The sequence below is a fragment of the Pseudomonas thivervalensis genome (assembly GCF_001269655.1).
Classification (GTDB): Bacteria; Pseudomonadota; Gammaproteobacteria; order Pseudomonadales; family Pseudomonadaceae; genus Aquipseudomonas; species Aquipseudomonas thivervalensis.
In genome coordinates this window covers 17,738-41,415 of sequence record NZ_LHVE01000020.1, presented here as the reverse complement: position 1 = coordinate 41,415, position 23,678 = coordinate 17,738, and the positions used below count along the sequence as shown (strand labels likewise).

The 23,678-nt window shown below is 62.2% G+C and carries 20 protein-coding genes; 13 read left to right on the top strand and 7 right to left on the bottom strand.

Annotated elements, in window-relative coordinates:
• Nucleotides 1-24: 24 nt before the first annotated feature.
• From AD659_RS25200 to AD659_RS25175, 6 genes are all read right to left on the bottom strand, one after another.
• A complete protein-coding gene (locus AD659_RS25200; protein WP_053125935.1) occupies nt 25-900 on the bottom strand; it encodes a symmetrical bis(5'-nucleosyl)-tetraphosphatase in 876 nt (291 codons plus the stop codon).
• A complete protein-coding gene (gene apaG / locus AD659_RS25195) occupies nt 900-1,280 on the bottom strand; it encodes a Co2+/Mg2+ efflux protein ApaG (protein ID WP_053125932.1) in 381 nt (126 codons plus the stop codon). Before apaG ends, AD659_RS25200 begins: the two co-directional genes overlap by 1 nt.
• Nucleotides 1,281-1,395: 115 nt before the next feature.
• Nucleotides 1,396-2,214, bottom strand: a complete 819-nt coding sequence (gene rsmA / locus AD659_RS25190) for a 16S rRNA (adenine(1518)-N(6)/adenine(1519)-N(6))-dimethyltransferase RsmA (RefSeq protein ID WP_053125930.1) — start codon at nt 2,212-2,214, stop codon at nt 1,396-1,398.
• The gene (pdxA, locus tag AD659_RS25185; RefSeq protein WP_053125928.1) at nt 2,211-3,200 is read right to left on the bottom strand and encodes a 4-hydroxythreonine-4-phosphate dehydrogenase PdxA; all 990 of its coding nucleotides are present in this window, start codon (nt 3,198-3,200) and stop codon (nt 2,211-2,213) included. The genes rsmA and pdxA overlap by 4 nt, the downstream gene beginning before the upstream one ends.
• The gene (surA, locus tag AD659_RS25180; RefSeq protein ID WP_139197732.1) at nt 3,197-4,513 is read right to left on the bottom strand and encodes a peptidylprolyl isomerase SurA; all 1,317 of its coding nucleotides are present in this window, start codon (nt 4,511-4,513) and stop codon (nt 3,197-3,199) included. Before surA ends, pdxA begins: the two co-directional genes overlap by 4 nt.
• Complete coding sequence (locus AD659_RS25175; protein ID WP_053125926.1) at nt 4,494-7,262, bottom strand: LPS-assembly protein LptD; 2,769 nt, start codon at nt 7,260-7,262, stop codon at nt 4,494-4,496. The genes surA and AD659_RS25175 overlap by 20 nt, the downstream gene beginning before the upstream one ends.
• A gap of 130 nt (nt 7,263-7,392) precedes the next feature.
• On the opposite strand from AD659_RS25175, the gene AD659_RS25170 reads away from it, so the two are divergent.
• From AD659_RS25170 to AD659_RS25160, 3 genes are read left to right on the top strand one after another with little or no spacing between them, the layout of a single operon-like run.
• Nucleotides 7,393-8,418, top strand: a complete 1,026-nt coding sequence (locus AD659_RS25170) for an aminoglycoside phosphotransferase family protein (protein WP_053125925.1) — start codon at nt 7,393-7,395, stop codon at nt 8,416-8,418.
• Entirely contained in the window at nt 8,415-9,086 is a 672-nt protein-coding gene (murU, locus tag AD659_RS25165; RefSeq protein WP_053125923.1) for an N-acetylmuramate alpha-1-phosphate uridylyltransferase MurU, read from the top strand. The genes AD659_RS25170 and murU overlap by 4 nt, the downstream gene beginning before the upstream one ends.
• A 1-nt stretch (nt 9,087) precedes the next feature.
• Nucleotides 9,088-9,855 carry a TerB family tellurite resistance protein gene (locus AD659_RS25160; protein ID WP_053125921.1) on the top strand — a complete coding sequence of 256 codons (768 nt, stop codon included), beginning with the start codon at nt 9,088-9,090 and terminating at the stop codon, nt 9,853-9,855.
• A 214-nt stretch (nt 9,856-10,069) separates the two neighbouring features.
• Here the strand turns inward: AD659_RS25160 and AD659_RS25155 are convergent, their stop codons facing one another.
• Complete coding sequence (locus tag AD659_RS25155) at nt 10,070-11,062, bottom strand: alpha/beta hydrolase family protein (protein ID WP_053125919.1); 993 nt, start codon at nt 11,060-11,062, stop codon at nt 10,070-10,072.
• Nucleotides 11,063-11,136: 74 nt separating this feature from the next.
• On the opposite strand from AD659_RS25155, the gene AD659_RS25150 reads away from it, so the two are divergent.
• The 10 genes from AD659_RS25150 to trpE all read left to right on the top strand — a co-directional run bounded on the left by AD659_RS25150 (nt 11,137) and on the right by trpE (nt 23,632).
• Complete coding sequence (locus AD659_RS25150; RefSeq protein WP_053125917.1) at nt 11,137-13,533, top strand: PAS domain-containing sensor histidine kinase; 2,397 nt, start codon at nt 11,137-11,139, stop codon at nt 13,531-13,533.
• Nucleotides 13,534-13,655: 122 nt separating this feature from the next.
• Nucleotides 13,656-14,285: a response regulator gene (locus tag AD659_RS25145; RefSeq protein WP_003206156.1), complete on the top strand. Its 630-nt coding sequence runs from the start codon at nt 13,656-13,658 to the stop codon at nt 14,283-14,285.
• Between the two features lie 348 nt (nt 14,286-14,633).
• Complete coding sequence (locus tag AD659_RS25140; protein ID WP_053125916.1) at nt 14,634-15,758, top strand: ABC transporter ATP-binding protein; 1,125 nt, start codon at nt 14,634-14,636, stop codon at nt 15,756-15,758.
• A gap of 50 nt (nt 15,759-15,808) precedes the next feature.
• Entirely contained in the window at nt 15,809-16,852 is a 1,044-nt protein-coding gene (locus AD659_RS25135; protein ID WP_053125914.1) for an ABC transporter substrate-binding protein, read from the top strand.
• Between the two features lie 225 nt (nt 16,853-17,077).
• On the top strand, nt 17,078-18,325 hold the full coding sequence (locus AD659_RS25130) for an ABC transporter permease (protein ID WP_053125911.1): 1,248 nt from the start codon (nt 17,078-17,080) through the stop codon (nt 18,323-18,325).
• A gap of 13 nt (nt 18,326-18,338) precedes the next feature.
• A complete protein-coding gene (locus tag AD659_RS25125; protein ID WP_053125909.1) occupies nt 18,339-19,163 on the top strand; it encodes an ABC transporter permease in 825 nt (274 codons plus the stop codon).
• A gap of 200 nt (nt 19,164-19,363) precedes the next feature.
• Nucleotides 19,364-20,512: an iron-containing alcohol dehydrogenase gene (locus AD659_RS25120; RefSeq protein ID WP_053125908.1), complete on the top strand. Its 1,149-nt coding sequence runs from the start codon at nt 19,364-19,366 to the stop codon at nt 20,510-20,512.
• A 78-nt stretch (nt 20,513-20,590) separates the two neighbouring features.
• Nucleotides 20,591-21,265 carry a ribulose-phosphate 3-epimerase gene (gene rpe, locus AD659_RS25115; RefSeq protein ID WP_053125905.1) on the top strand — a complete coding sequence of 225 codons (675 nt, stop codon included), beginning with the start codon at nt 20,591-20,593 and terminating at the stop codon, nt 21,263-21,265.
• Nucleotides 21,262-22,080, top strand: coding sequence for a phosphoglycolate phosphatase (locus AD659_RS25110; protein WP_053125902.1), 819 nt, complete (start codon nt 21,262-21,264; stop codon nt 22,078-22,080). The genes rpe and AD659_RS25110 overlap by 4 nt, the downstream gene beginning before the upstream one ends.
• 70 nt (nt 22,081-22,150) lie before the next feature.
• The gene (trpE, locus tag AD659_RS25105) at nt 22,151-23,632 is read left to right on the top strand and encodes an anthranilate synthase component I (protein WP_053125901.1); all 1,482 of its coding nucleotides are present in this window, start codon (nt 22,151-22,153) and stop codon (nt 23,630-23,632) included.
• Nucleotides 23,633-23,678 lie beyond the last annotated feature (46 nt).

Sequence of the window (23,678 nt, the reverse complement as noted above, 5' to 3'; positions counted from 1 at the left end):
CCTGTAGCTTGAGCGCAACGCCGGTCAAACGGCGGTGCCGGCCGGCAATGATGCTGTGGTCGGGTGATGGAGTGTGGCGTGGCCCTGTTCGTCGCAATCGCAACGCAGTTGCTCGCCCGTGTCGACGTTCATCAGCGTCATGGCGCTGCCCCACACGCAGCCGGTATCGAGGGCGAAGACGCCAGGCTCGTCGCTTTGGCCGCCCAGTGCCGCCCAGTGCCCGAAAATGATCTTCAGGTGACGGGTCTTGCGCTCACTGTGCTTGAACCAGGGGGCATAGCCGGGCGGCGCCGTCTCGATGCCTTCCTTGCCCTTGAGATCGAGCTTGCCGTCGCGGGTGCAGAAGCGCATGCGCGTGAAGTAATTGGTGATGACGCGAAGACGGGCGCTGCCGGTGAGGTCGTTGTCCCACTTGACCGGCTCGTTGCCGTACATGCCATCCAGGTAGGGGGCGAACAGATTGTCGTCGCGCAATGCCTGTTCGACTTCGCCAGCGCACTTGAGCGCCTTGCGCAGGGACCACTGCGGCGGGATGCCGGCATGGACCAGCGCCAGGTTGCGGGCTTCGTCGTAGTGCATGAGCTTCTGTTGGCGTAGCCACTCCAGCAGCTCAACGCAATCGGGGGCGTCGAGGATTTCGCTCAAGGTGTCTGATTTCTTCAGGCGCTCGATGTTCTGCCAGGCGGCCAGCAGGTGCAGGTCGTGGTTGCCGAGCACGCACACCAGTGACTGGCGGATGCTGTAGAGGAAGCGCAGCGTCTCGAGGGACTGCGGGCCACGGTTGACCAGGTCGCCCACCAGCCACAGCGTGTCTTTTTGCGGATCGAAGGCGACGCGCTCCAATAAACACTTGAGCGGGCCGAGGCAGCCTTGCACGTCGCCGACCGCGTAGGTGGCCATTAGTGCAGGGCTCCGGGCACGGCCAGGCGAAAGGGCTTGATGACAGCATCGAAGCGTGTGCCGTCCTCGGCCAGCATCTGGTAGGTGCCCTGCATGGTGCCGACCTTCGTCGTCATCACCGTCCCACTGCTGTAACTGTGGCTTTTACCGGCATCGATCAACGGTTGTTGGCCGACCACGCCTTCACCACGTACTTCCTCGACATGGCCGTCGCCATCGGTGATGACCCAATGCCGCGACAGCAGCCTGGCTGGCAACGAGCCGTTGTTGCGCACGGTAATGCTGTAGGCGAAAGCGAAGCGGTCATGCTCGGGTTGCGACTGTTCTGCCAGAAAACGGGTGGTGACGCTGACGTCGACCTGGTAACGAGGATCGGACATGCAAAAAGGCCTTAAAAACGAAGCGGGACGCGGGCGCGACTCAGGAGATCAGTCTAGGCCAAGTATCGGGTAGTAGACCAGACTGGCGTACTGCCCGATAGCACTCGTCACCGGCTCAGTTGGCGTCGGCTTGCGGGGCGGCCTGTTCGCTGAGCTTGTCGGCCAGGCGTACGAACGCCGCCAGGTCCAACTGCTCGGGGCGCAGGCTGCCATCGACGCCGGCGGCTTCGATTTCGGCGCTGCTGAGCAACAGCTTCAAGGTGTTGCGCAAGGTCTTGCGGCGCTGGTTGAACGCTTCACGCACCACCCGCTCCAGCAGGCGATGATCCTTGGCCGGGTGTGGCAGAACGGCATGGGGCACCAGGCGGACGATGGCCGAATCGACTTTCGGCGGTGGGTTGAATGCCCCCGGGCCGACGTTGAACAGGTGTTCGACCCGGCAATGATACTGGACCATGATCGACAGCCGACCCCAATCGCCACCGCCAGGGCCGGCGGCGAGGCGCTCGACCACTTCTTTCTGCAGCATGAAGTGCATGTCGCGGATCAGGCCGGCATTGCTCAGCAGGTGGAAAATCAGCGGTGTGGAGATGTTGTACGGCAGGTTTCCCACCACTCGCAGGCTGTTCGGCGCGGCGTTCAGGCTATTGAAGTCGAACTTCAGCGCGTCGCCCTGGTGCAGGTTGAAGTTGCTCTTGCCGGCGAACTGCTGGTTGAGGATCGGGACCAGGTCCTTGTCCAGTTCCACCACGTCCAGTTGCGCGCCGCTGTCGAGCAGACCCTCGGTCAGGGCGCCCTGGCCCGGCCCGATTTCCAGCAGGCGGTCGTCGGGCTTGGCCCGGATGGAGCGCAAGATGCGATCGATCACGCCGGCGTCATGCAGGAAGTTCTGGCCGAAGCGCTTGCGCGCGCGGTGTTGGTATTGCTCGTTCATAAATGGGTCTCGGCCATCTGGTAGGCGGTTTCCAGCGCGACTTGCAGGCTGCCGGTATCGATCTTGCCGCTGCCGGCCAGGTCCAGGGCAGTGCCATGGTCCACGGAGGTGCGGATGATCGGCAGGCCCAGCGTCACGTTGACTGCCGCGCCGAAGCCTTTGTACTTCAGCACGGGCAGGCCCTGGTCGTGGTACATCGCCAGCACCGCATCGCAGTGCTCCAGATATTTGGGGGTAAACAGAGTGTCGGCAGGCAGCGGGCCACGCAGGTCCATGCCCTCGCTGCGCAAGCGCTCCAAGGTGGGTTCGATGATGTCGATTTCTTCACGGCCCAGGTGTCCGCCTTCACCGGCATGGGGGTTGAGCCCACAGACCAGGATGCGTGGCCGGGCGAGGCCGAATTTTTCCTGGAGATCGGCGTGCAGGATGCGGGTGACCCGTTCCAGGCGTTCCGGGGTGATGGCGTCGGCGACGTCCCGCAAGGGCAGGTGAGTGGTCACCAGGGCCACGCGCAGGCCACGGGTGGCGAGCATCATCACCACTTGCGCGGTGTGGGTCAGGTCGGCCAGGAATTCGGTGTGCCCGGAAAAGGCAATCCCGGATTCGTTGATCACGCCCTTGTGCACCGGTGCGGTGATCATGCCTGCGAACGCGCCGTCCAGGCAGCCTTGGCCGGCGCGGGTCAGGGTGTGCAGGACGAACGCGGCGTTGGCCTTGTCCAACTGCCCGGTGACGACCGGGGCGCCCAAGGGCGTATCCCAGACATACAGGCTGTTGGCGGGCGCGGGAACATCCGGCCAGGCCTGCGGCGTCACCGGCAACAGGTCGACGACCACCCCCAGTTGCGCGGCCCGCTCAAGGAGCAGGTCGCGACTGGTGATGGCAATCAGGGGATGTGGCTGGGGTTGCGAGGCGAGCAGCAGGCACAGGTCGGGACCGATGCCGGCTGGTTCGCCGGGTGTCAGCGCGAAACGCTTGGGTTTCACTGCGCTGCCTGGTCTGCACCAGGAAGTTTGATTTCAACGTAGGCTTCGTCGCGAATCTGACGCAGCCAGGTTTGCAGTTCTTCGTCGTATTTGCGGTTACGCAATACGGTCATCGCCTGCTGTTCGCGCGCCTGGGTGGTGCTGTCGGTGGCGCGACGGCCAAGGACTTCCAGTACGTGCCAGCCATAAGGGCTCTTGAACGGCTTGGACAGCTGGCCTTGCGGCGTATCGGCCATGACCTGGCGGAATTCGGGAACCAGTGCATTCGGGTCAACCCAGTTCAGGTCGCCGCCGTTGAGGGCCGAGCCCGGGTCTTCCGAGAAGCTCTTCGCCAGTTCGGCGAAGTCTTCGCCCGCTTCGATGCGGTCGTAGAGTTTCTCCGCCAGGCGCTTGGTCTCGGCTTCGCTGCGAATCTCGCTTGGCTTGATCAGGATGTGGCGAACATGCACTTCGTCCCGGACCTGGGTTCCGCCACCGCGTTTTTCCAGCACTTTCAGGATAATGAAACCGCCTGGGGTGCGCGCTGGCTGGGTGATGTCGCCCACGGCCATGGCGCTCAGTTCACGGTCGAACGGAGGCGGCAGTTGAGCGGGCTTGCGCCAGCCCATGTCGCCGCCTTCCAGGGCGTTGTCGCTGCCCGACTTGGCGATGGCCATCTGGCCGAAGTCAGCACCTTGCTTGAGCTGCTGGTAGACATCCATCGCTTGGCGATAAGCGCTCTGGATGGCTTCGGAGTTGGCGCTTTCCGGGGTAGGAATCAGGATGTTCGCCAGGTGCAGCTCTTCGGAAAGCTGCATCTTGCCCAGGTCGGAGGCGAGGAAGTTCTTCACTTCCTGCTCCGATACCTGGATGCGTTCGGCGACACGGCGCTGGCGCACACGGCTGATGACCATCTCGCGGCGGATCTGGTCGCGTGCGTCCTCATAGGAGAGGCCGTCGCGAGCCAGGGCGGCGCGGAACTGGTCGATGCTCATGTTATTGCGCTGGGCAATGGTGCCCACGGCCTGGTTCAGTTCTTCATCGGTGATGCGAATGCCTGAACGTTCGCCGATCTGCAATTGCAGGTTTTCGACGATCAGGCGCTCAAGCACCTGCTGGTCCAGCACGCCTGGAGGCGGCAGGCCACCGCCGCGCTTGGCGATGGTTTGCTGGACTTCATGGACGCGCTGGTCCAGCTGGCTCTGCATGACCACGTCGTTGTCGACGATGGCCACCACTTTATCGATGGACTGTACCGCGGCGTTGGCCGCAGTACCCAGGAACAGCGCGCCCAGCATCAGCGGGCGCAGACAATCAGAAAGCTTGGTCTTCACGTTCACGATAACCTTGGATGCCTTTGTCGAGGAAGCTCTCTACCTTGGCGCCGGTCAGGCCGCCGAGTCCCTTCAGAACAATTTGGAGGAAGATGCCGTGGTCGCCTTTTTCGTTTTCCGGGGCGGCTTGACTGAACTCTTCATAGTCGACCCAGTAACGGTTGATCAGGCGCAGTTTCCAGCAGCAGTTGTCGTATTCGAAACCACCGAAGGCTTCCAGGGTACGGTTGCGGTTGTAGTCATACTGCCAGCGGCTGATCGCGTTCCACTGCGGCACGATCGGCCAGATGACCGAGAAGTCGTGCTGCTTGATCTTGTAGTAGTCCTTCACGTAGTTCGGATCACCCGGCCTGCCGTAGTCACCACCCCCCACTTGCCATTGACCAGTGGTCTCGTCGTAACGGACCTGATCGTTGCGATAGCGATAACCGGCGTTGATGACCTTGTTCGGGTTGTCTTCCGGCTGGTAGTGGAACATCGCGCTGCCCGAACGAGGGCTACGGGTATCCGGATCCCAGTTGTAGGTGGCGGTGGTGCGCCAGTCGCGGTTCCAGCGGTATTCGTATTCCAGCGCGTATGGGGAAACGTCCGACTTGGCGTCTTCTCGAGTCTCGAAATCGATGCCAGGCAGTTGGACCTTGCGATCCTTGAAATAGAACGCCTGGCCAACGGCGACACGTTGGCGCTCGAAGCCGTTGTCTTCAATCCAGCGGCTGGTTACGCCCAGAGACAGCTTGTTTTCGTCCCCGACACGGTCAGACCCGGTGAAGCGGTTATCGCGGAACAACGAGGAATAGCTAAAGGTCGACTCGCTGGTATCGAAGACAGGGATGTCGCTCTGGTCCTTCTCTGGTACATAGAGATAGAACAGGCGTGGCTCCAGGGTCTGGCGATAGTTGGTGCCAAACCATTGCGTGTTGCGATCGAAGTACAGGCCGCTGTCGATGCTGGCAATAGGTACGCTGCGGTTTGGCGTGCTGTCGTAGCTGTTTCCAACGGCGCTCTTGCCCCTACCATCCAGATCCAGATCGTATTGGGTGTACTGGTACTTGAGGGACGGTTTGATATAGCCGTAGGACGCGGTCATCGGCAGGCTGACAACGGGTGCCAGGTTCATGCGGTCGCCGTTGGCTCGTGCTAAGCCTGCAACGTTAGTATCGAGGAAGTCCTCAGTATTACCGTCTTCATCGGTGTACTCTCCGGTCCGCAAGTCACGATCAAACCGCACCAATTCTGTTTCGTACGCAAAATTCAGCCCATAAGGATGCTCGGGCAGAGAACCATTGAAGGTGATCTGGGGCAGGCGGTTATAAGGCGTAATCTTCGAAATCGTCGCCATCTGGTAAGCCTGGGCATTCAGGCGGGCGACATAGTTGTCACCGCGATAGCTGACCACGCCTTGCTGGTTCACATAGTCCCTGGACTCAACACCGATCTGGTCGGTCTGCAAATCCTGGAAATAGTAAGGGTCGCTGATCTTGGTGTAGTCGACTTCCGTCAGCACACGTGAGTCAAGGCCGCCCTTGTGCTGCCAGTTGTACATGTAGCGGGTCTTGCTGTAGTCAGTTTGCCCGCTGCGCTCGTCTTCTTCGTCGTTGAGGTACGCCGCGCCGAACTGACCTTCGCTGGACTTGGTCAGGTAGCGGAATTCGCCTTCCATCAACAGGCCGCGCTTGCCCATGTAGCGTGGGTACAACGTGGCATCGTAGTTCGGCGCCAGGTTGAAGTAGTACGGGGTGACCAGCAGGAAGCCGGTGTCGCTGCCGCTGCCGATGGTCGGCGGCAGGAAGCCGGATTGGCGACGGTCGTCGATCGGGAAATAGATATACGGCGTGTACAGGACCGGGAAGTCCTTGACCCGCAGCGTCACGTTGGTCGCGGTACCGAAGCCGGTCGCCGGGTTCAGGGTGATGTTGTTGCCCTTCAAGGTCCAGGCGTTGCTGCCTGGTTCGCACGTGGTGTACGTACCGTCCTTGAGGCGGATGATCGCGTTCTCGGCGCGCTTGGCGTACAGCGCGTTACCGCGGATGCGCGATTTGTGCATCACGTATTCGGCGTTGTCGACCTTGGCTTCGCCGGTGTCCAGCTGGACATCGGCGTGGTCGCCGACGATCAGTGCGCCATTGTCGCGAACCCGTACGTTGCCGCTCAGCTCGCCACGGTTCTCGGCCTGGTACAGGCTGGCCTCGTCGGCCTCGACCTGCATGCTGCCCTGGCGCATGACCACGTCACCGGCCAGGGTCGCCACCTGTTCTTCCTGTTGATAGCGTGACGCCTTGGCACCGAGGAAGGTCGGTGCGTCGCTCTTGGCCGTCTTGTCGTTCATGCCAGGACGCGTTGGCTCGATATAGGCACCCGCGCAGTAAGGACCGGTTTCAGCCAGTTGCGCCGGGGTGAGGTTCTCGCGTGGAACCCAATCCAGGTGGCTGTAGTCTGCACTGCGCGACTTCAGGCCTCGGCCCTTGGCTTCGGTAACGAGCATCGGCTTTTCGCCGGCTTCCTCGCCCGAGCTGCTGTCGGCCGGAGCGGCGCCGCTGTCGGAAACCGCACTGCCGTCATGCACGGGACGCGGCGGCAACGCGGCGGCCGGTGTCTTGGGTGCGCAGTCCCAGGCACCCGAAGCGGAGACGGAGCAGTCATACTGCTGCGCCGCGACGACGAATGAAGAGGCCAGGGGTTGCAGGGCCAGCAGACTGCCGGTGACCAGCAACGGAAATTTTTTACGAAACGCGGGGGATTTCAATGCCATCTTATTAGTCCGGGCTTCCTGCGTGCCATCTGCCCGCGGTGTGGGCCGCACGCCTCTCGATGGTCTGAAAAAGATGCTGGATAATAAAGCATGACCCGCTTGACGGCTAGCGCCGTCGGAGACCCTTGCAATGCCCGACCAAGATGTACGCTTGCAACACCTGAAAGTTTGGCTCGATGAACAGCTGCCGATCCTTTTTACTCAACAGGGCTGGGGCGCCGTACCCCCGGCCACGTTGACCGCCGCCAGCAGTGACGCGAGTTTCCGGCGTTATTTCCGCTGGGAAGGCGAGGGCCACAGCTTGATCGTAATGGATGCACCACCGCCCCAGGAAAACTGCAAACCCTTCGTGGATATTGCTTTTTTGCTGGCAAAATCCGGCATCAACGTGCCGAAAATTTATGCCGAAGACCTCGAGCGCGGTTTTCTTTTGCTCAATGACCTGGGCAATCAGACCTATCTGGACGTGATCGACGGGGAAAATGCCGACGATTTGTTCGGCGATGCCCTGCAAGCCTTGTTGGCTTTCCAACAACTGCCGATGGTCGCGCCGCTGCCGAGCTACGATGTCGCGTTGCTGCGTCGAGAGCTGGAATTGTTTCCCGAGTGGTACGTCAAGCGCGAACTGGGCGTCGAATTCGATTCGGCCCAGCAGCAACTCTGGCAACAGGCTAGCGAATTGTTGATCGACAGCGCCCTGGCCCAGCCCAAAGTGCTGGTGCACCGTGACTACATGCCGCGCAACCTGATGCTCAGCGTACCGAACCCCGGCGTGCTGGACTTTCAGGATGCGGTTTATGGCCCGGTCACCTACGACGTGACCTGTCTGTTCAAGGATGCCTTCCTCAGCTGGCCCGAGGCGCGTGTGCGTGGCTGGCTGGAGAATTACTGGCGACAGGCCGGTGCCCTCGGCATTCCCGTCCAACCGGATCTCGAGGATTTTCTGCGGGCCAGCGACTTGATGGGTGTGCAGCGTCATCTCAAGGTCATCGGGATCTTCGCGCGGATTTGCCATCGTGATGGCAAGCCGCGTTACCTCGGCGATGTGCCGCGCTTTTTTGCTTATATAGAAGCGGTCATCGCTCGTCGCCCTGAACTGGCGCCGCTCGATGAGTTGCTGGGCAGCCTGCGGCAATCGGCAGGAGCAACGGCATGAAGGCGATGATCCTGGCGGCGGGCAAGGGCGAGCGCATGCGTCCCTTGACCCTTACCACGCCAAAGCCGTTGATTCGTGTGGGCGGCGTGCCCTTGATCGAATACCACCTGCGGGCGCTCGCCAGGGCCGGGTTCACCGAGATCGTGATCAATCACGCCTGGCTCGGCCAGCAGATCGAAGATCACCTGGGGGACGGCTCACGGTTTGGCGTGAGCATTCGGTTTTCGCCTGAGGGTGAGCCGCTTGAGACCGGCGGTGGAATTTACCGGGCCTTGCCGCTGCTGGGCGATGAGGCGTTTGTGGTGGTGAACGGTGATGTCTGGACCGACTATGACTTCAGCGCGTTGCGCCGACCCTTGGAGGGGCTGGCGCACCTGGTGCTCGTCGATAATCCGGAGCATCACCCGGACGGCGATTTCATCCTGGTCGACGGAAAGGTTCACGATGGACAAACGCCTGCCGACAACCTGACCTATAGCGGCATCGCCGTCCTGCACCCGCGGTTGTTCGACGGTTGCGCGGACGGTGCGTTCAGGCTCGCCCCGCTGTTGCGCACGGCCATGACCGAGGGGCGCGTCAGTGGTGAACACTTGAAAGGGCATTGGGTCGATGTCGGCACACACGAACGTTTGGCGCAGGTCGAAACCTTGATAGAAGCGAGCGGTTGATATGTGGTGGCCAGGGACTCTGATTGGAGCCGGGGCGGGCTTTGCCATAGCCAGCATCCCGGGGGCCATGCTGGGCGCATTGTTGGGGCAGGCGCTGGACCGGCGCTTGAACCTGCAGGGCTGGGCGCAGATACGTGAGCGGCTGGGCGGTCGCCCGGCGTTGCGCAACGATGAATTATTGTTCGTATTGCTGGGGCGGTTGGCCAAGTGTGATGGGCGCGTGGTCGACGGCCACATCCAGCAGGCTCGCCAGGAAATGCGTGCGCTGGATTTGAGCGAGTCGGCGCAACGCCGGGCAATCGCGGCATTCAATCGGGGCAAGTCCGGAAACGATCGCTTGCGCGGTTACATGCGCCGCCTGGCCGCCCAGCCCCATGCGGCTGAAGGGGTATTGCGCGCCTGTTGGCGGATGGTCTGGGCCGATGGGCGTGCCGGTGTCAGCGAGCGGGAACTGGTGGCCCAATGGGGCCGTTGGCTGGGCTGGACGCCGCAACAGGTCCAGGCGCTGGCGGCTGATTACGAGCCGCAGAAACTGTCGCGGCCCAACGCCGGTGTGACCTACCAGGAGGCCTTGCGCTTGCTGGGGGTTTCGGCCACCAGCGAGCCGTCGCAGATCAAGCGCGCGTACCGGCGGCTGCTCAGTCGGCATCACCCGGACAAGATTGCCGGCAGCGGCGCAACGCCCCTGCAGGTGCGTGAAGCCACCGATAGAACCCGAGAGCTGCATAACGCCTATCGGTTGATTCGCGAGCGGCGGGATTTTCGCTAGTCTCACCAGCCTCTGTGGCGAGGGAGCTTGCTCCCGCTCGGCTGCGGTAGGAGCTGCCGAAGGCTGCGATCTTTTGATCTTGATCTTTCGCTTGATATTCAACTGGTTTGGAAAGATCGCAGCCTCGCTTCGCTCGGCAGCTCCTACAGCGCGGTCCAGCGGGAGCAAGCTCCCTCGCCACGGGGGTTGGTCAGCACCCAAGTTGAACTAGCCCTTACTCCCCCGCCTTCTGCGGATTCAACCAACCCCGAACCCGACGAAACAACTGCTCCTGCTCCGCCGACGGGTTCGGCAGGGCCTTGAGGGATACCTGGCTGAACGTGGAACCTTTCAAGCGTTTGCTCGCCTGCAAGCGCTCCAGCGCCGCGTTGCGATCCAGCGGTTTGTCCATGTAGAAGATATCGGCGGTCGCCAGCTTCAAGGTTGGGGTCAGTTCGGCCAGGCCAGGTTTTGCAGTGACCGGCGTCTGGGCGGCCACCATCACGAATCGCTCGACTTGCGACGGCTGCTTTTCACTCAGGTAACGCGCGGCCCAATACGCGCCGGTGCCATGGCCCAGCAGCACGATGCGACGTGCGCTTTGCTGTTCGGCGTAGGCCAGCGCCGCGTCGATGCGAGCGAAGATACGCTCGGCGTCAGCCTTGGCGTGCTCTTCATCGGTTTGGGCAACGACGGGATCCACCGCATCGGCCTCGCCGCCGGCGACCTGTTCGATCGGCGCCGAAGTGGTGGCGTCCGGTGCCGCGGCAGCGGTGTCGGCCGGTTTGGTCTCGGGCGGTGTTTCTTCCACGCGCGGTGCAATGACGTCGCTTTGCAGGTCCGGCAGGGTGATACTCAGGCTGCTCCATTCGACATCAGGCAACTTTTTACGCAATGGGCCGATGACTTGAGGCCAGTCAGCTGTTTCGCCGGCCCCCGGGACGATGATGACCGCGCCCCTGGGGTCACTGGTATTGGCCGGTTTCCACAGCGCCAGGAAGGTGTCGCTGCCAGTCTGCAATTGTTGCTGTTCCTGGGGTGGGACTTTTCGTCCAAGTGCAGCCGCTTCTTCCTGGCTACGCTCGAGCAAAGGCTGGCGCTCGACGGGTTTTTCCTCGGCGGGCTGCTCGGCGGCGGGGGCCGTTTCGCTGGCCTGGACAGAAAAGGCACTTGGCAGGATCAGCGACAGGCACAATGCTGGCAACGCCAGGCGATAAACAAAGGGCATCGGATATTCCATGACCAGAAGTATTTCCGGCAGCCTAATGGGTTGGTCAGTATTTGTCAGTGCATGAGACTTCGATGATGCGTTTTTGCTGCCTGTGGGTTATCGGCTGTTTATGGCTTCCCTTGATGGCGTGGGCCGCGCCCGCGCCGTCGGCACCTGGGGTGCAACTGAATGCAGGCCAGCGCCAATGGCTGGTGCAGCATCCGCAATGGCGGGTCGGCCTGGTCTTGCAAGCGCCCTACGCGCAATACGACCGGCGCCTGCAGCGGTTGTCCGGCACCAACGTCGAGTTGATGCAATGGCTGGGCAAGGCGTTGAACGTCGAGCTGACCTGGCGCAACTTCCAGGACGTGGCGCAATTGGAAGCCGCGGTGCGCGCCGGCGAGGTGGATGTCGCTCCGGGCCTGACCCAATCCCCGGGCGGGCTCAAGCTCTGGCAGTTTTCCGACCCCTACATGCGCGTGCCGCAATTGATCGTCGGCGCGCAGAAAGGCGCCGAAGGGGTGGAGTTGGAAAAACTCGACACCCAGGCCCGCGTCGCCGTGCGCATGCCCAGCGCCACGGCCGATTACCTGCGCAGCAACTACCCGACGCTGAACCTGCAAGGCGTGCCGCTGGAGCGCGAGGCCCTGCAATTGCTGCTGACCCAGCAGGCCCGATACGCAGTGGTCGACGAGGCGCAGCTCGGGCGGCTGATGGTCGAGCCCGAGTTCGCCGAGCTGGCGGTGGTGGGCGACATTGGCCTGCCGCAGTTGCTGCGAGTGGCCACACGCCGGGACTGGCCGGAACTGGCGGACATCATCGACAGCGGATTGCAGGCGATCCCGGCCAAAGAGCTGGAGCAACTGCACAGCCGTTGGCTCAAGCCCAAATACCCGCGCCTGACCGAAACCCCGGGGTTCTGGCAGAACCTGACCCTGTTGATCCTGGCCTTGCTGCTCAGCAGCGTCGCCATCGTGTTCTGGCAGCGCCGCCAGCTCCGTGGGTTGGAGCGCCGTCTGCGTACCGCCAGGGAGGACATTGCCCAGCGTGCTGCCAGTGAGGAAGCGTTGCGCCTGACGCAGTTCTCCATTGATCAAAGCACGGTCGGCATCCTCTGGGTCAATTGGGACAGCCATGTGCGCTACGCCAACCGAGCGGCCGAAACCATGCTCGGCTACGCTCCGGGCGCCATCATCGATCGACCCTTGATCGATTTTGAGCCGGGCCTGCACATGGACCGCTGGCTGAACCTGTGGAAACGCGCCCGGGCCAGTGAAGATGGACCGCAGAGTTTCGAGACCGAATGCGTACGCGCCGATGGCAGCATCCTGCCGGCCGACGTCTCCCTGAGCTTCCTGCGTTTTCGCGATGCCGAATACTTGGTGGTCTACCTCAATGATGTGACCGAACGCCGACGTGCGCTGGCGGCGCTGCGCGAAAGCGAGGCGCGGTTGCAAGGCATCGCCGCCAATGTGCCGGGCCTGGTCTTTCGCCTGGAACGGGCGCCGGTGACCGGCCAGATCGACTTCGCCTACATCAGCGAAGGCAGCGAAAGCCTGGTGGGCTATTCCCCCGCCATTCTGGCCCGCAGCGATACCGGGCTGCGCAGCCTGGTACACCCGGAGGACAAGGTCGATTACCACCGTACTCAGGACCAGGCACTGGACACCGACAGCGATTGGTCATGGCAGGGCCGCATCCTGACCCGCGAAGGCCAGGAGCGTTGGGCCGAGATCAAGGCCATCACCCGTCGCCTCGAGGATGGTGCCTACGTCTGGGACGGTATCGTCTGGGACATCACCGACAGCAAGCGCATCGAACTGGAGCTGGCCAGTTCCCGGGAGCAATTGCGCGAATTGTCGGCGCACCTGGAAAGCGTGCGGGAAGAGGAAAAGGCCCGCATTGCCCGGGAAGTCCATGATGAGCTGGGCCAGATGCTGACGGTGCTGAAGCTGGAAACGTCCATGTGTGAGTTGGCCTACGCGCAACTCGATCCGGGCCTGCATGAGCGGCTTAACAGCATGAAGCGCCTGATTGCCCAGTTGTTTCAACTGGTGCGGGACGTGGCGACGGCGTTGCGCCCGCCGATCCTGGATGCCGGCATCGCCTCGGCCATCGAATGGCAGGCGCGGCGCTTCGAAGCGCGTACGCAGATTCCTTGCCTGGTGCAGGTGCCGGACAACCTGCCAACCCTGAGCGACGCCAAGGCCATCGGCCTGTTTCGGATTCTCCAGGAGGCGCTGACCAACGTGATGCGCCATGCCCAGGCGCATACCGTGGAGTTGACGCTGGTTCAGCAAGGCGCTGAATTATGTCTGACCGTCAGCGACGACGGTGTAGGATTTGTTGCCGATACGGGGCGGCCGACGTCCTTTGGCCTGGTCGGCATGCGTGAACGGGTGCTGATCATGGGTGGGCAATTGACCCTGGACAGTGAGCCGGGGGAGGGGACGACGCTGTCGGTGCGGGTGCCGTTGGGTGAGGCCTGATGGTTTTCTGTTGCCTGGGCTGACGCCATCGCGAGCAGGCTCGCTCCCACAAGGTTTGTGTACGCCTCAATCAATGTGGGAGCGAGCCTGCTCGCGATGAGATTTTAAACCTGGAGAAGAACGTGATCCGTGTACTGGTAGCCGAAGACCACACCATCGTCCGCGAAGGCATCAAGCAGTTGATCGGCCTGGCCAAGGATCTGGTGGTGGTGGGGGAGGCGAGCAATGGCGAACAACTGCTCGAGACACTGCGCCACGTGCCTTGCGAAGTGGTGCTGCTGGACATTTCCATGCCCGGCGTCAACGGCCTGGAGGCGATCCCACGGATCCGGGCGCTGAACAATCCGCCGGCGATCCTGGTGCTGTCGATGCATGACGAGGCGCAAATGGCCGCCCGCGCGTTGAAGGTCGGTGCCGCCGGCTACGCCACCAAGGACAGTGATCCAGCGCTGTTGCTCATGGCGATTCGCAAGGTCGCAGCCGGTGGGCGCTACATCGACCCGGACCTGGCCGACCGGATGGTCTTCGAAGTGGGCCTGACCGACACCCGGCCGCTGCATTCGCTGCTGTCCGAGCGCGAATTCTCGGTCTTCGAGCGCCTGGCCCAAGGCGCCAACGTCAATGACATCGCCCAGCAATTGGCCCTGAGCAGCAAGACCATCAGTACCCACAAGGCGCGGCTGATGCAAAAGCTCAACATCACCTCATTGGCCGAGTTGGTGAAATACGCCATGGAGCACAAGCTGCTCTAAACCTCACCACGGTTTCCCCCTGTGGGAGCGAGCTTGCTCGCGATAGCGTCAGATCTTTCAGCACTGATGTTGCTGACGCACCGCCATCGCGAGCAAGCTCGCTCCCACAGGGGGTTGTGTTGGCATATCCATTTGCGACACACCCCAACAGCGCTTTTTGCCCCTGCTTGCAGCGTGCCGCTTAAAACTCGCCCCTGCATTTATCCAATCCCGCCATCCCTGTAGGGCAATCCCTACCCCGACTCTTCCATCCGGCTGAGGCGATTCTCTCCTGCGCCCCGATTTGCGTGGGCCCCAGGCTCCACTAGGCTTGATTCACAAGCAGTCATCAAAACAAAAGGTGCGGGTATGAGCCAGGTCGATTCAAGCGCGGGGGCCAGTGATGTGCTGGTCAGCTTTCGTGGTGTGCAAAAGAGCTACGACGGCGAGAACCTGATCGTCAAAGACCTCAACCTGGATATTCGCAAAGGCGAATTCCTGACCCTGCTCGGGCCTTCCGGCTCTGGCAAGACCACCAGCCTGATGATGCTCGCCGGGTTTGAAACCCCAACCGCCGGCGAGATCCTGCTGGCCGGGCGCTCGATCAACAATGTGCCGCCACACAAGCGCGACATCGGCATGGTGTTCCAGAACTACGCCTTGTTCCCGCACATGACCGTCTCCGAGAACCTTGCTTTTCCACTGACTGTGCGTGGCCTGAACAAGAGCGACGTGAGCGATCGGGTCAAGCGCGTCCTGAGCATGGTCCAGTTGGACAGCTTCGCCCAACGCTACCCGGCGCAACTGTCCGGCGGCCAGCAACAACGGGTGGCCCTGGCCCGGGCGCTGGTGTTCGAGCCGCAGTTGGTGCTGATGGACGAACCGCTCGGTGCGCTGGACAAGCAACTGCGCGAACACATGCAGATGGAAATCAAGCACCTGCACCAGCGTCTTGGCGTGACCGTGGTCTACGTGACCCACGACCAGGGCGAAGCCCTGACCATGTCCGACCGTGTGGCGGTGTTCCACCAGGGCGAGATCCAGCAGATCGCTCCGCCGCGCACCTTGTATGAAGAGCCGAAAAACACCTTCGTCGCCAACTTCATCGGCGAAAACAACCGCCTCAACGGTCGCCTGCACAGCCACACCGGCGATCGTTGCCTGGTGGAGCTGGCGCGCGGCGAAAAGGTCGAGGCCCTGGCAGTGAACGTCGGCCAGCCCGGCGAGCCAGTGACCCTGTCGATCCGTCCGGAGCGGGTGAGCCTCAACGGTGTCAGCGAACAATGTGTCAACCGCTTCTCAGGGAGGGTGGCGGAATTCATCTATCTGGGCGACCACGTCCGGGTTCGCCTGGAAGTCTGCGGCAAGAACGACTTCTTCGTGAAACAGCCGATTGCCGAGCTCGATCCCGCGCTCGCCGTCGGGGACGTGGTTCCGCTTGGCTGGCAAGTCGAGCATGTGCGTGCGCTCGATCCCCTTCTAGAGGCGAATTGATCGCCCCCTGCTGTAACCAACACCAACCCTGCACGTGGAGAGAACAATAAATGTTGAGATCCCTGAAGTTCACAGCCCTGACACTGGGCATGATGGGTGCGGCAAGCGCGATGGCGGCGGGCCCGGACCTGACCGTGGTGTCTTTCGGCGGGGCGAACAAGGCGGCTCAGGTCAAAGCCTTCTACGCACCGTGGGAAGCGGCTGGCAACGGCAAGATCGTGGCTGGCGAGTACAACGGCGAAATGGCCAAGGTCAAGGCCATGGTCGACACCAAGAGCGTTTCCTGGGACCTGGTGGAAGTCGAGTCCCCGGAATTGTCCCGTGGTTGTGACGAAGACATGTTCGAGCAACTGGACCCGGCCCTGTTCGGCAAGACCGAAGATTACGTCAAGGGCGCCATCCAGCCTTGCGGCGTAGGTTTCTTCGTGTGGTCGACCGTGCTGGCCTACAACGCCGACAAGCTCAAGACCGCGCCGACCAGTTGGGCGGACTTCTGGGACACCAAGCAATTCCCAGGCAAGCGCGGCCTGCGCAAAGGCGCCAAGTACACCTTGGAATTCGCCTTGATGGCCGACGGCGTAGCGCCGAAAGACGTCTATAAAGTGCTGGCCGGCAAGGACGGCCAGGACCGCGCCTTCAAGAAGCTCGATGAACTCAAGCCGAACATCCAGTGGTGGGAAGCCGGTGCCCAGCCGCCGCAATACCTGGCATCCGGTGACGTGGTCATGAGCTCGGCGTACAACGGCCGGATCGCCGCGGTACAGAAAGAAAGCAACCTGAAAGTGGTGTGGAACGGCGGCATCTACGACTTCGACGCCTGGGCCATCCCACGCGGCTTGGACAAGGCCCGCGCCGAAGCCGCGAAGAAGTTCATTGCCTACTCGGTTGCACCGCAGCAGCAGAAAACCTACTCGGAAAACATCGCCTACGGCCCGGCCAATACCCAGGCTGTGCCGTTGCTGGCCAAGGATGTCCTGAAAGACATGCCGACCACCCCGGAAAACATCGCCAACCAAGTGCAGATCGACGTCAGCTTCTGGGCTGATAACGGTGAGCAACTGGAGCAGCGCTTCAACTCCTGGGCTGCGAAGTAATCCAAGCGCCCTGAGTGTACGGGCTTTTGTGGCGAGGGAGCTTGCTCCCGCTTGAGTGCGCAGCACTCACAAAATTGGCGTTGCCGACAAAATTTTGGGGCCGCTTCGCAGCCCAGCGCGAGCAAGCTCGCTCGCCACGATGACTCGCTCCCACAGGTTGCGGTTTCAAAAGAACAGAGGCGGCCCGCCGCCCCTGTAACGATAAAAAGATTTGCGGAGTTCGCCATGGCCATCGCCGTTCCACTGAACGCGGGCACCAGCCCCACCCTCAAGCAACGGCTCAAGCGTGCCGAGCGGGTCAACCGCTGGAAGGCCCAGGCCTTGATCGCGCCGCTGGTGCTGTTTCTGTTGCTGGTGTTCCTGGTGCCAATCGTGGCGCTGCTGTTCAAAAGCGTCAGCAACCCGGAAGTGGTGGGCGCCATGCCGCGCACTGTCGCTGCCGTCGCGGCCTGGGACGGACGCGGTCTGCCGGGCGAGCCGGTGTACAAGGCTGCCAGCGAAGACCTGGCCGAAGCCCGCAAGAATCAGACCCTGGGCGACTTGTCCAAGCGCCTGAACATGGAACTGGCCGGCTATCGCAGCCTGCTGACCAAGACTGCTCGGGCGTTGCCGTTTGCCACCGAGCCGGCCTCGTATAAAGAAGCCATGGAAAACCTCGATGAGCGTTGGGGCGACCCGGCGTACTGGCAGGTGATCCGCCGCAACACCAGTAACGTCACCCCGTATTACCTGCTGGCGGCCGTCGATCACCGCATCGATGACCTCGGCGAACTGGCCACGGCCACCCCTGACCAGTCGATCTACCTCGACATCTTCGCCCGTACCTTCTGGATGGGCCTGGTGATTACCGCGATCTGCCTGGTGCTGGCCTATCCGCTGGCCTACCTGCTGGCGAACCTGCCATCGCGCCAGAGCAACCTGTTGATGATCCTGGTGCTGCTGCCGTTCTGGACCTCGATCCTGGTGCGGGTCGCGGCGTGGATCGTGCTGCTGCAATCGGGCGGCTTGATCAACAGCGCGCTGATGGCCATGGGCGTCATCGATAAGCCCCTGGAGCTGGTGTTCAACCGCACCGGTGTGTACATCTCCATGGTCCATATCCTGTTGCCGTTCATGATCCTGCCGATCTACAGCGTGATGAAAGGCATCTCGCCGACTTACATGCGGGCGGCGATTTCCCTGGGCTGCCACCCGTTTGCCAGTTTCTGGCGGGTGTACTTCCCGCAGACTTATGCCGGTGTCGGCGCCGGCTGCCTGTTGGTGTTCATCCTTGCCATCGGCTACTACATCACGCCGGCGCTGCTGGGCAGCCCGAACGACCAGATGGTCAGCTACTTCGTCGCGTTCTACACCAACACCAGCATCAACTGGGGCATGGCCACGGCGCTCGGCGGGCTGCTGTTGCTGGCGACCATCGTGCTTTATCTGATTTACAGCTGGCTGGTGGGCGCCAGTCGCCTGCGCCTGAGCTAAGGGGAGATCGAAAATGGTGAGTCCTTACATGTCCCCCATCGAGCGGGTGTGGTTCTACAGTCTGCGCATACTCTGCGGATTGATCCTGTTGTTCCTGATCCTGCCGGTGCTGGTGATCATTCCACTGTCGTTCAATTCCGGCAGTTTCCTGGTGTACCCGCTGCAAGGCTTCTCGCTGCAGTGGTACCACGATTTCTTCGCCTCGGCCGAATGGATGCGGGCGCTGAAGAACAGCATCATCGTGGCCCCGGCGGCGACGGTGCTGGCGATGATCTTCGGTACGCTCGCGGCCATCGGTCTGACCCGGGGGGACTTCCCGGGCAAGGCCCTGGTGATGGCCCTGGTGATTTCGCCCATGGTGGTGCCGGTGGTGATCATCGGCGTTGCCAGTTACCTGTTCTTCGCCCCGCTGGGGATGGGCAACAGTTTCTTCTCGCTGATCGTGGTCCACGCCGTGTTGGGCGTGCCGTTCGTCATCATCACCGTGTCGGCGACCTTGCAGGGGTTCAACCACAACCTGGTCCGCGCCGCCGCCAGCCTCGGGGCTTCGCCACTGACGGCGTTTCGCCGCGTGACCCTGCCGTTGATCGCCCCGGGCGTGATCTCTGGCGCACTGTTCGCCTTTGCGACATCGTTCGATGAAGTGGTGGTGACGCTGTTCCTCGCTGGCCCTGAACAGGCAACCCTGCCACGGCAGATGTTCAGTGGCATCCGCGAAAACCTCAGCCCCACCATCGCGGCGGCGGCGACGCTGCTGATCGCCTTCTCGGTGGTCCTGTTGCTGACCCTGGAGTGGCTGCGTGGGCGTAGCGAGAAGCTGCGGACTGCCCAAGTCTGAGGCCAGTGCCACCAATGTGGGAGCGAGCTTGCTCGCAATAGCGCCAGAACATCTGGCATCGATGTCGACTGACAGACCGCTATCGCGAGCAAGCTCGCTTCCACAGGGGGGCTGAGGTGTATTCACAAGGTGAATCGCAGACAACCCCCAATACCGAGCTATCCTTGTGCCAGCCCATACTCGAATAAGAGGCCGCGCACATGAGTCTTTCCTCATTCAAGATCGCCCATAAACTGATCACCGGTGCCGCTGCCATCGAGCAACTGGCCGCCGAGTTGACGCGTCTGGACGTCGATAATCCGCTGATCGTGACCGATGCGGCGCTGGTCAAGTCCGGCACCGTGGAGCTGGCCCTGCAACACCTGGGCGGTCGCGACTACGAGATTTTCGACCGGGTCATGCCGGACCCGGAAATCGCCATCGTCGAGGACTGCATGCAAGCCTACCGCGACGGTGGTCATGATGGCCTGATCGGCCTGGGCGGCGGCAGTGCCATCGACATCGCCAAGTGCGTGGGCGTCTATGCCGGCTACCACGGCGAGCTGCAGGACATGTTCGGTGTCGATCAGGTGCCGCGCAAAGGCCCGCCGATGATTGCCATCCCCACCACGGCGGGTACCGGGTCGGAGGTCACCAATGTGGCGATCCTCTCCGACAAGGCCGCGCAACTGAAAAAAGGCATCGTCAGCGATTACCTGTTGCCGGACGTGGCGCTGGTCAGCCCGCAGATGACCCTCACCTGCCCGCGCGGCGTTACGGCTGCCAGTGGTGTCGATGCGCTGGCGCACGCCATCGAGGCCTACCTGTCGCTCAATGCTTCGCCGATCACCGATGCCCTGGCCATTGGCGCAATCAAACTGATTACCCGCGCGCTGCCCAAAGCCTATGCCAACCCCGCGCACCTGCAAGCCCGTGAGGACATGGCCACGGCCAGCCTGATGGCCGGCATGGCCTTCGGCAATGCCGGGGTCGGGGCGGTGCATGCGCTGGCCTATCCGTTGGGCGGGCGCTTTCACGTGTCCCATGGCGTCGCCAATGCCATGTTGCTGCCGTATGTCATGACGTGGAACAAGATGGCCTGCGTCGAGCGCATGCGTGACATCGCCGAGGCCATGGGCATCAAGACCGCTCACCTGAGTGATCTTGAAGCGGCCGACGAAGCTGTGGAGGCGATGGTTGCGTTGTGTGCGGCCGTGCAGATTCCCAGGGGCCTGAGTGGCCTGGGGGTGACCGAGGACGTGATCCCTTCCATGGCGCTGGAAGCCGCGGGGATCGAGCGCCTGATGCGCAACAATCCGCGCCAACTGAGCGCCGCCGATATCGAGAAGATCTACCGCGCGGCGTATTGATCGACTGTCACGGTGGGCGCGCCAAATCTTGAGGTATACAATGCGCGCCATCGTGATTTCGCTCAAAACAGGTGCGTCATGCAGCCCTTCGCTATTGCTCCGTCGATTCTCTCCGCCGACTTCGCCCGCCTGGGCGAGGAAGTGGACAACGTTCTGGCCGCCGGGGCCGACATCGTGCACTTCGATGTCATGGACAACCACTACGTGCCCAACCTGACCATCGGCCCGATGGTCTGCGCGGCGCTGCGCAAGTACGGCGTCACCGCGCCGATCGACGCGCACCTGATGGTCAGCCCGGTGGACCGCATCGTCGGTGACTTCATCGAGGCCGGCGCGACCTACATCACCTTCCACCCTGAAGCCACCCTGCACATCGACCGCTCCCTGCAGTTGATCCGCGAAGGCGGTTGCAAGGCCGGCCTGGTGTTCAACCCGGCGACGCCCTTGGACGTGCTCAAATACGTGATGGACAAGGTCGACATGATCCTGCTGATGAGCGTCAACCCTGGCTTCGGCGGGCAGAAGTTCATCCCCGGCACCCTCGACAAGCTGCGCGAAGCCCGTGCGCTGATCGACGCCTCGGGCCGTGACATCCGCCTGGAAATCGACGGTGGCGTGAACGTGAACAATATCCGTGAAATCGCTGCGGCCGGCGCCGACACCTTTGTCGCCGGCTCTGCGATCTTCAACGCACCCGACTACCAAGAGGTGATCGCAAAAATGCGCGCCGAACTGGCCCTGGCGCGCCCATGAGCGGCTTCGAGCAGTTGTTCCCCGGCAGCTTGCCGCGTCTGGTGATGTTCGACCTCGATGGCACATTGGTCGATTCGGTCCCGGACCTTGCAGCGGCCGTGGACACGATGCTGCTCAAGCTCGGACGCCCGCCCGCCGGCATCGACGCGGTGCGCCACTGGGTGGGCAACGGTGCGCCCATGCTGGTGCGCCGGGCGCTGGCCAACGACATCGATGCCCAGGGCGTCGATGATGCCGAGGCCGAGCAGGCGCTGGCGTTGTTCAACGACGCCTATGAAGACAACCACCAACTGACGGTGGTCTATCCTGGCGTGCGTTCGACGCTCAAATGGCTGAAAAAGCAGGGCGTGGAAATGGCCCTGATCACCAACAAGCCGGAACGCTTTGTGGCGCCGCTGCTGGACCAGATGAAAATCGGCCGCTATTTTCGCTGGATCATCGGTGGCGATACCTTGCCGCAGAAAAAACCTGACCCGGCCGCGCTGTTCTTCGTGATGAAAATGGCCAACATCCCGGCTTCCCAATCCTTGTTTGTCGGCGACTCGCGCAGCGATGTGCTGGCGGCCAAGGCGGCAGGGGTCAAATGTGTGGCGCTGAGTTACGGCTACAACCACGGCCGGCCCATCGCCGAAGAGTTTCCGACGCTGGTGATCGACGATTTGCGCCTGTTAATTCCCGGTTGCCTGGACCCGGCCGCTGAGATAACGTTGCCCGACGCTGTTCAATCCTCTTCTGGAAACGCCATCGTGGTGGTCACTCGCAAACTCTGGATGAAAGTCATGAAGGCCTTGGCCCGCTGGCGTTGGCGCACCTGACATGATCCTGGCCGGTTATCCGGCGCGTTTGCATACCTGACTGTCAGCTCCTCTTGCCACGAGGCATCCCATGATCCGTGAAGAATTCCTGCGTCTAGCCGCTGCCGGCTACAACCGCATCCCCCTTGCCTGCGAAACCCTGGCCGACTTCGACACACCGCTGTCGATCTATCTCAAACTCGCCGACCAACCCAACTCCTACCTGCTCGAGTCGGTGCAGGGCGGGGAAAAGTGGGGTCGTTATTCCATCATCGGCCTGCCGTGCCGCACGGTGCTGCGGGTCCATGACCATCGCGTCAGCGTGACCCACGACGGCGTCGAAATCGAAAGCCTTGACGTCGAAGATCCGCTGGCCTTCGTTGAAACCTTCAAGGCTCGCTATAACGTGCCGACCGTCGCCGGGCTGCCGCGCTTCAACGGTGGCTTGGTGGGGTATTTTGGCTACGACTGCGTGCGCTACGTGGAAAAACGCCTGGGCAGCTGTCCGAACCCCGATCCGCTGGGCGTGCCGGACATCTTGCTGATGGTCTCCGACGCGGTGGTGGTCTTCGATAACCTCGCTGGCAAGATGCACGCCATCGTTCTGGCCGACCCGTCCCGGGAAGATGCCTACGAGCAAGGTCAGAAAAGCCTGCAGGCGCTGTTGGAAAAACTCCGTCAGCCGATCACGCCGCGTCCCGGCCTGGATTTCAGCAAGCAGTCGGCGGCCGACCCGGTGTTCCGTTCCAGCTTCACCCAGGACGACTACGAACGGGCCGTCGATACCATCAAGGAATACATCCTCGCCGGCGACTGCATGCAAGTGGTGCCGTCGCAACGGATGTCCATCGACTTCAAGGCCGCGCCCATCGATCTCTACCGGGCGCTGCGCTGCTTTAACCCGACGCCCTACATGTACTTCTTCAACTTCGGTGACTTTCATGTCGTGGGCAGTTCGCCGGAAGTGCTGGTGCGGGTCGAAGACAACCTGATCACCGTGCGGCCGATCGCCGGCACTCGCCCCCGCGGCGCCACGGAGGAGGCTGACCGGGCGCTGGAAGAGGACCTGCTGTCGGATGACAAGGAAATCGCCGAGCACCTGATGTTGATCGACCTGGGGCGCAATGACACCGGGCGGGTCTCGGAAATCGGTTCGGTGAAACTCACCGAGAAGATGGTCATCGAGCGCTATTCCAACGTGATGCACATCGTCTCCAACGTCACCGGTGAGTTGAAAGCCGGGCTGACAGCCATGGACGCCTTGCGGGCGATCCTGCCGGCGGGCACCTTGTCCGGCGCGCCGAAGATCCGGGCGATGGAAATCATCGACGAACTGGAGCCTGTCAAGCGTGGGGTATACGGCGGAGCGGTGGGTTATTTCGCCTGGAACGGCAACATGGATACCGCCATTGCCATTCGCACCGCGGTCATCAAGAACGGCGAACTGCACGTGCAGGCCGGCGGCGGCATCGTCGCCGACTCGGTGCCGGCATTGGAATGGGAAGAAACCCTGAACAAGCGCCGGGCCATGTTCCGCGCCGTGGCGCTGGCCGAGCAGACCTCGAACGACTGAAACCTGCAACAACAACTGTGGCGAGGGAGCTTGCTCCCGCTGGCCT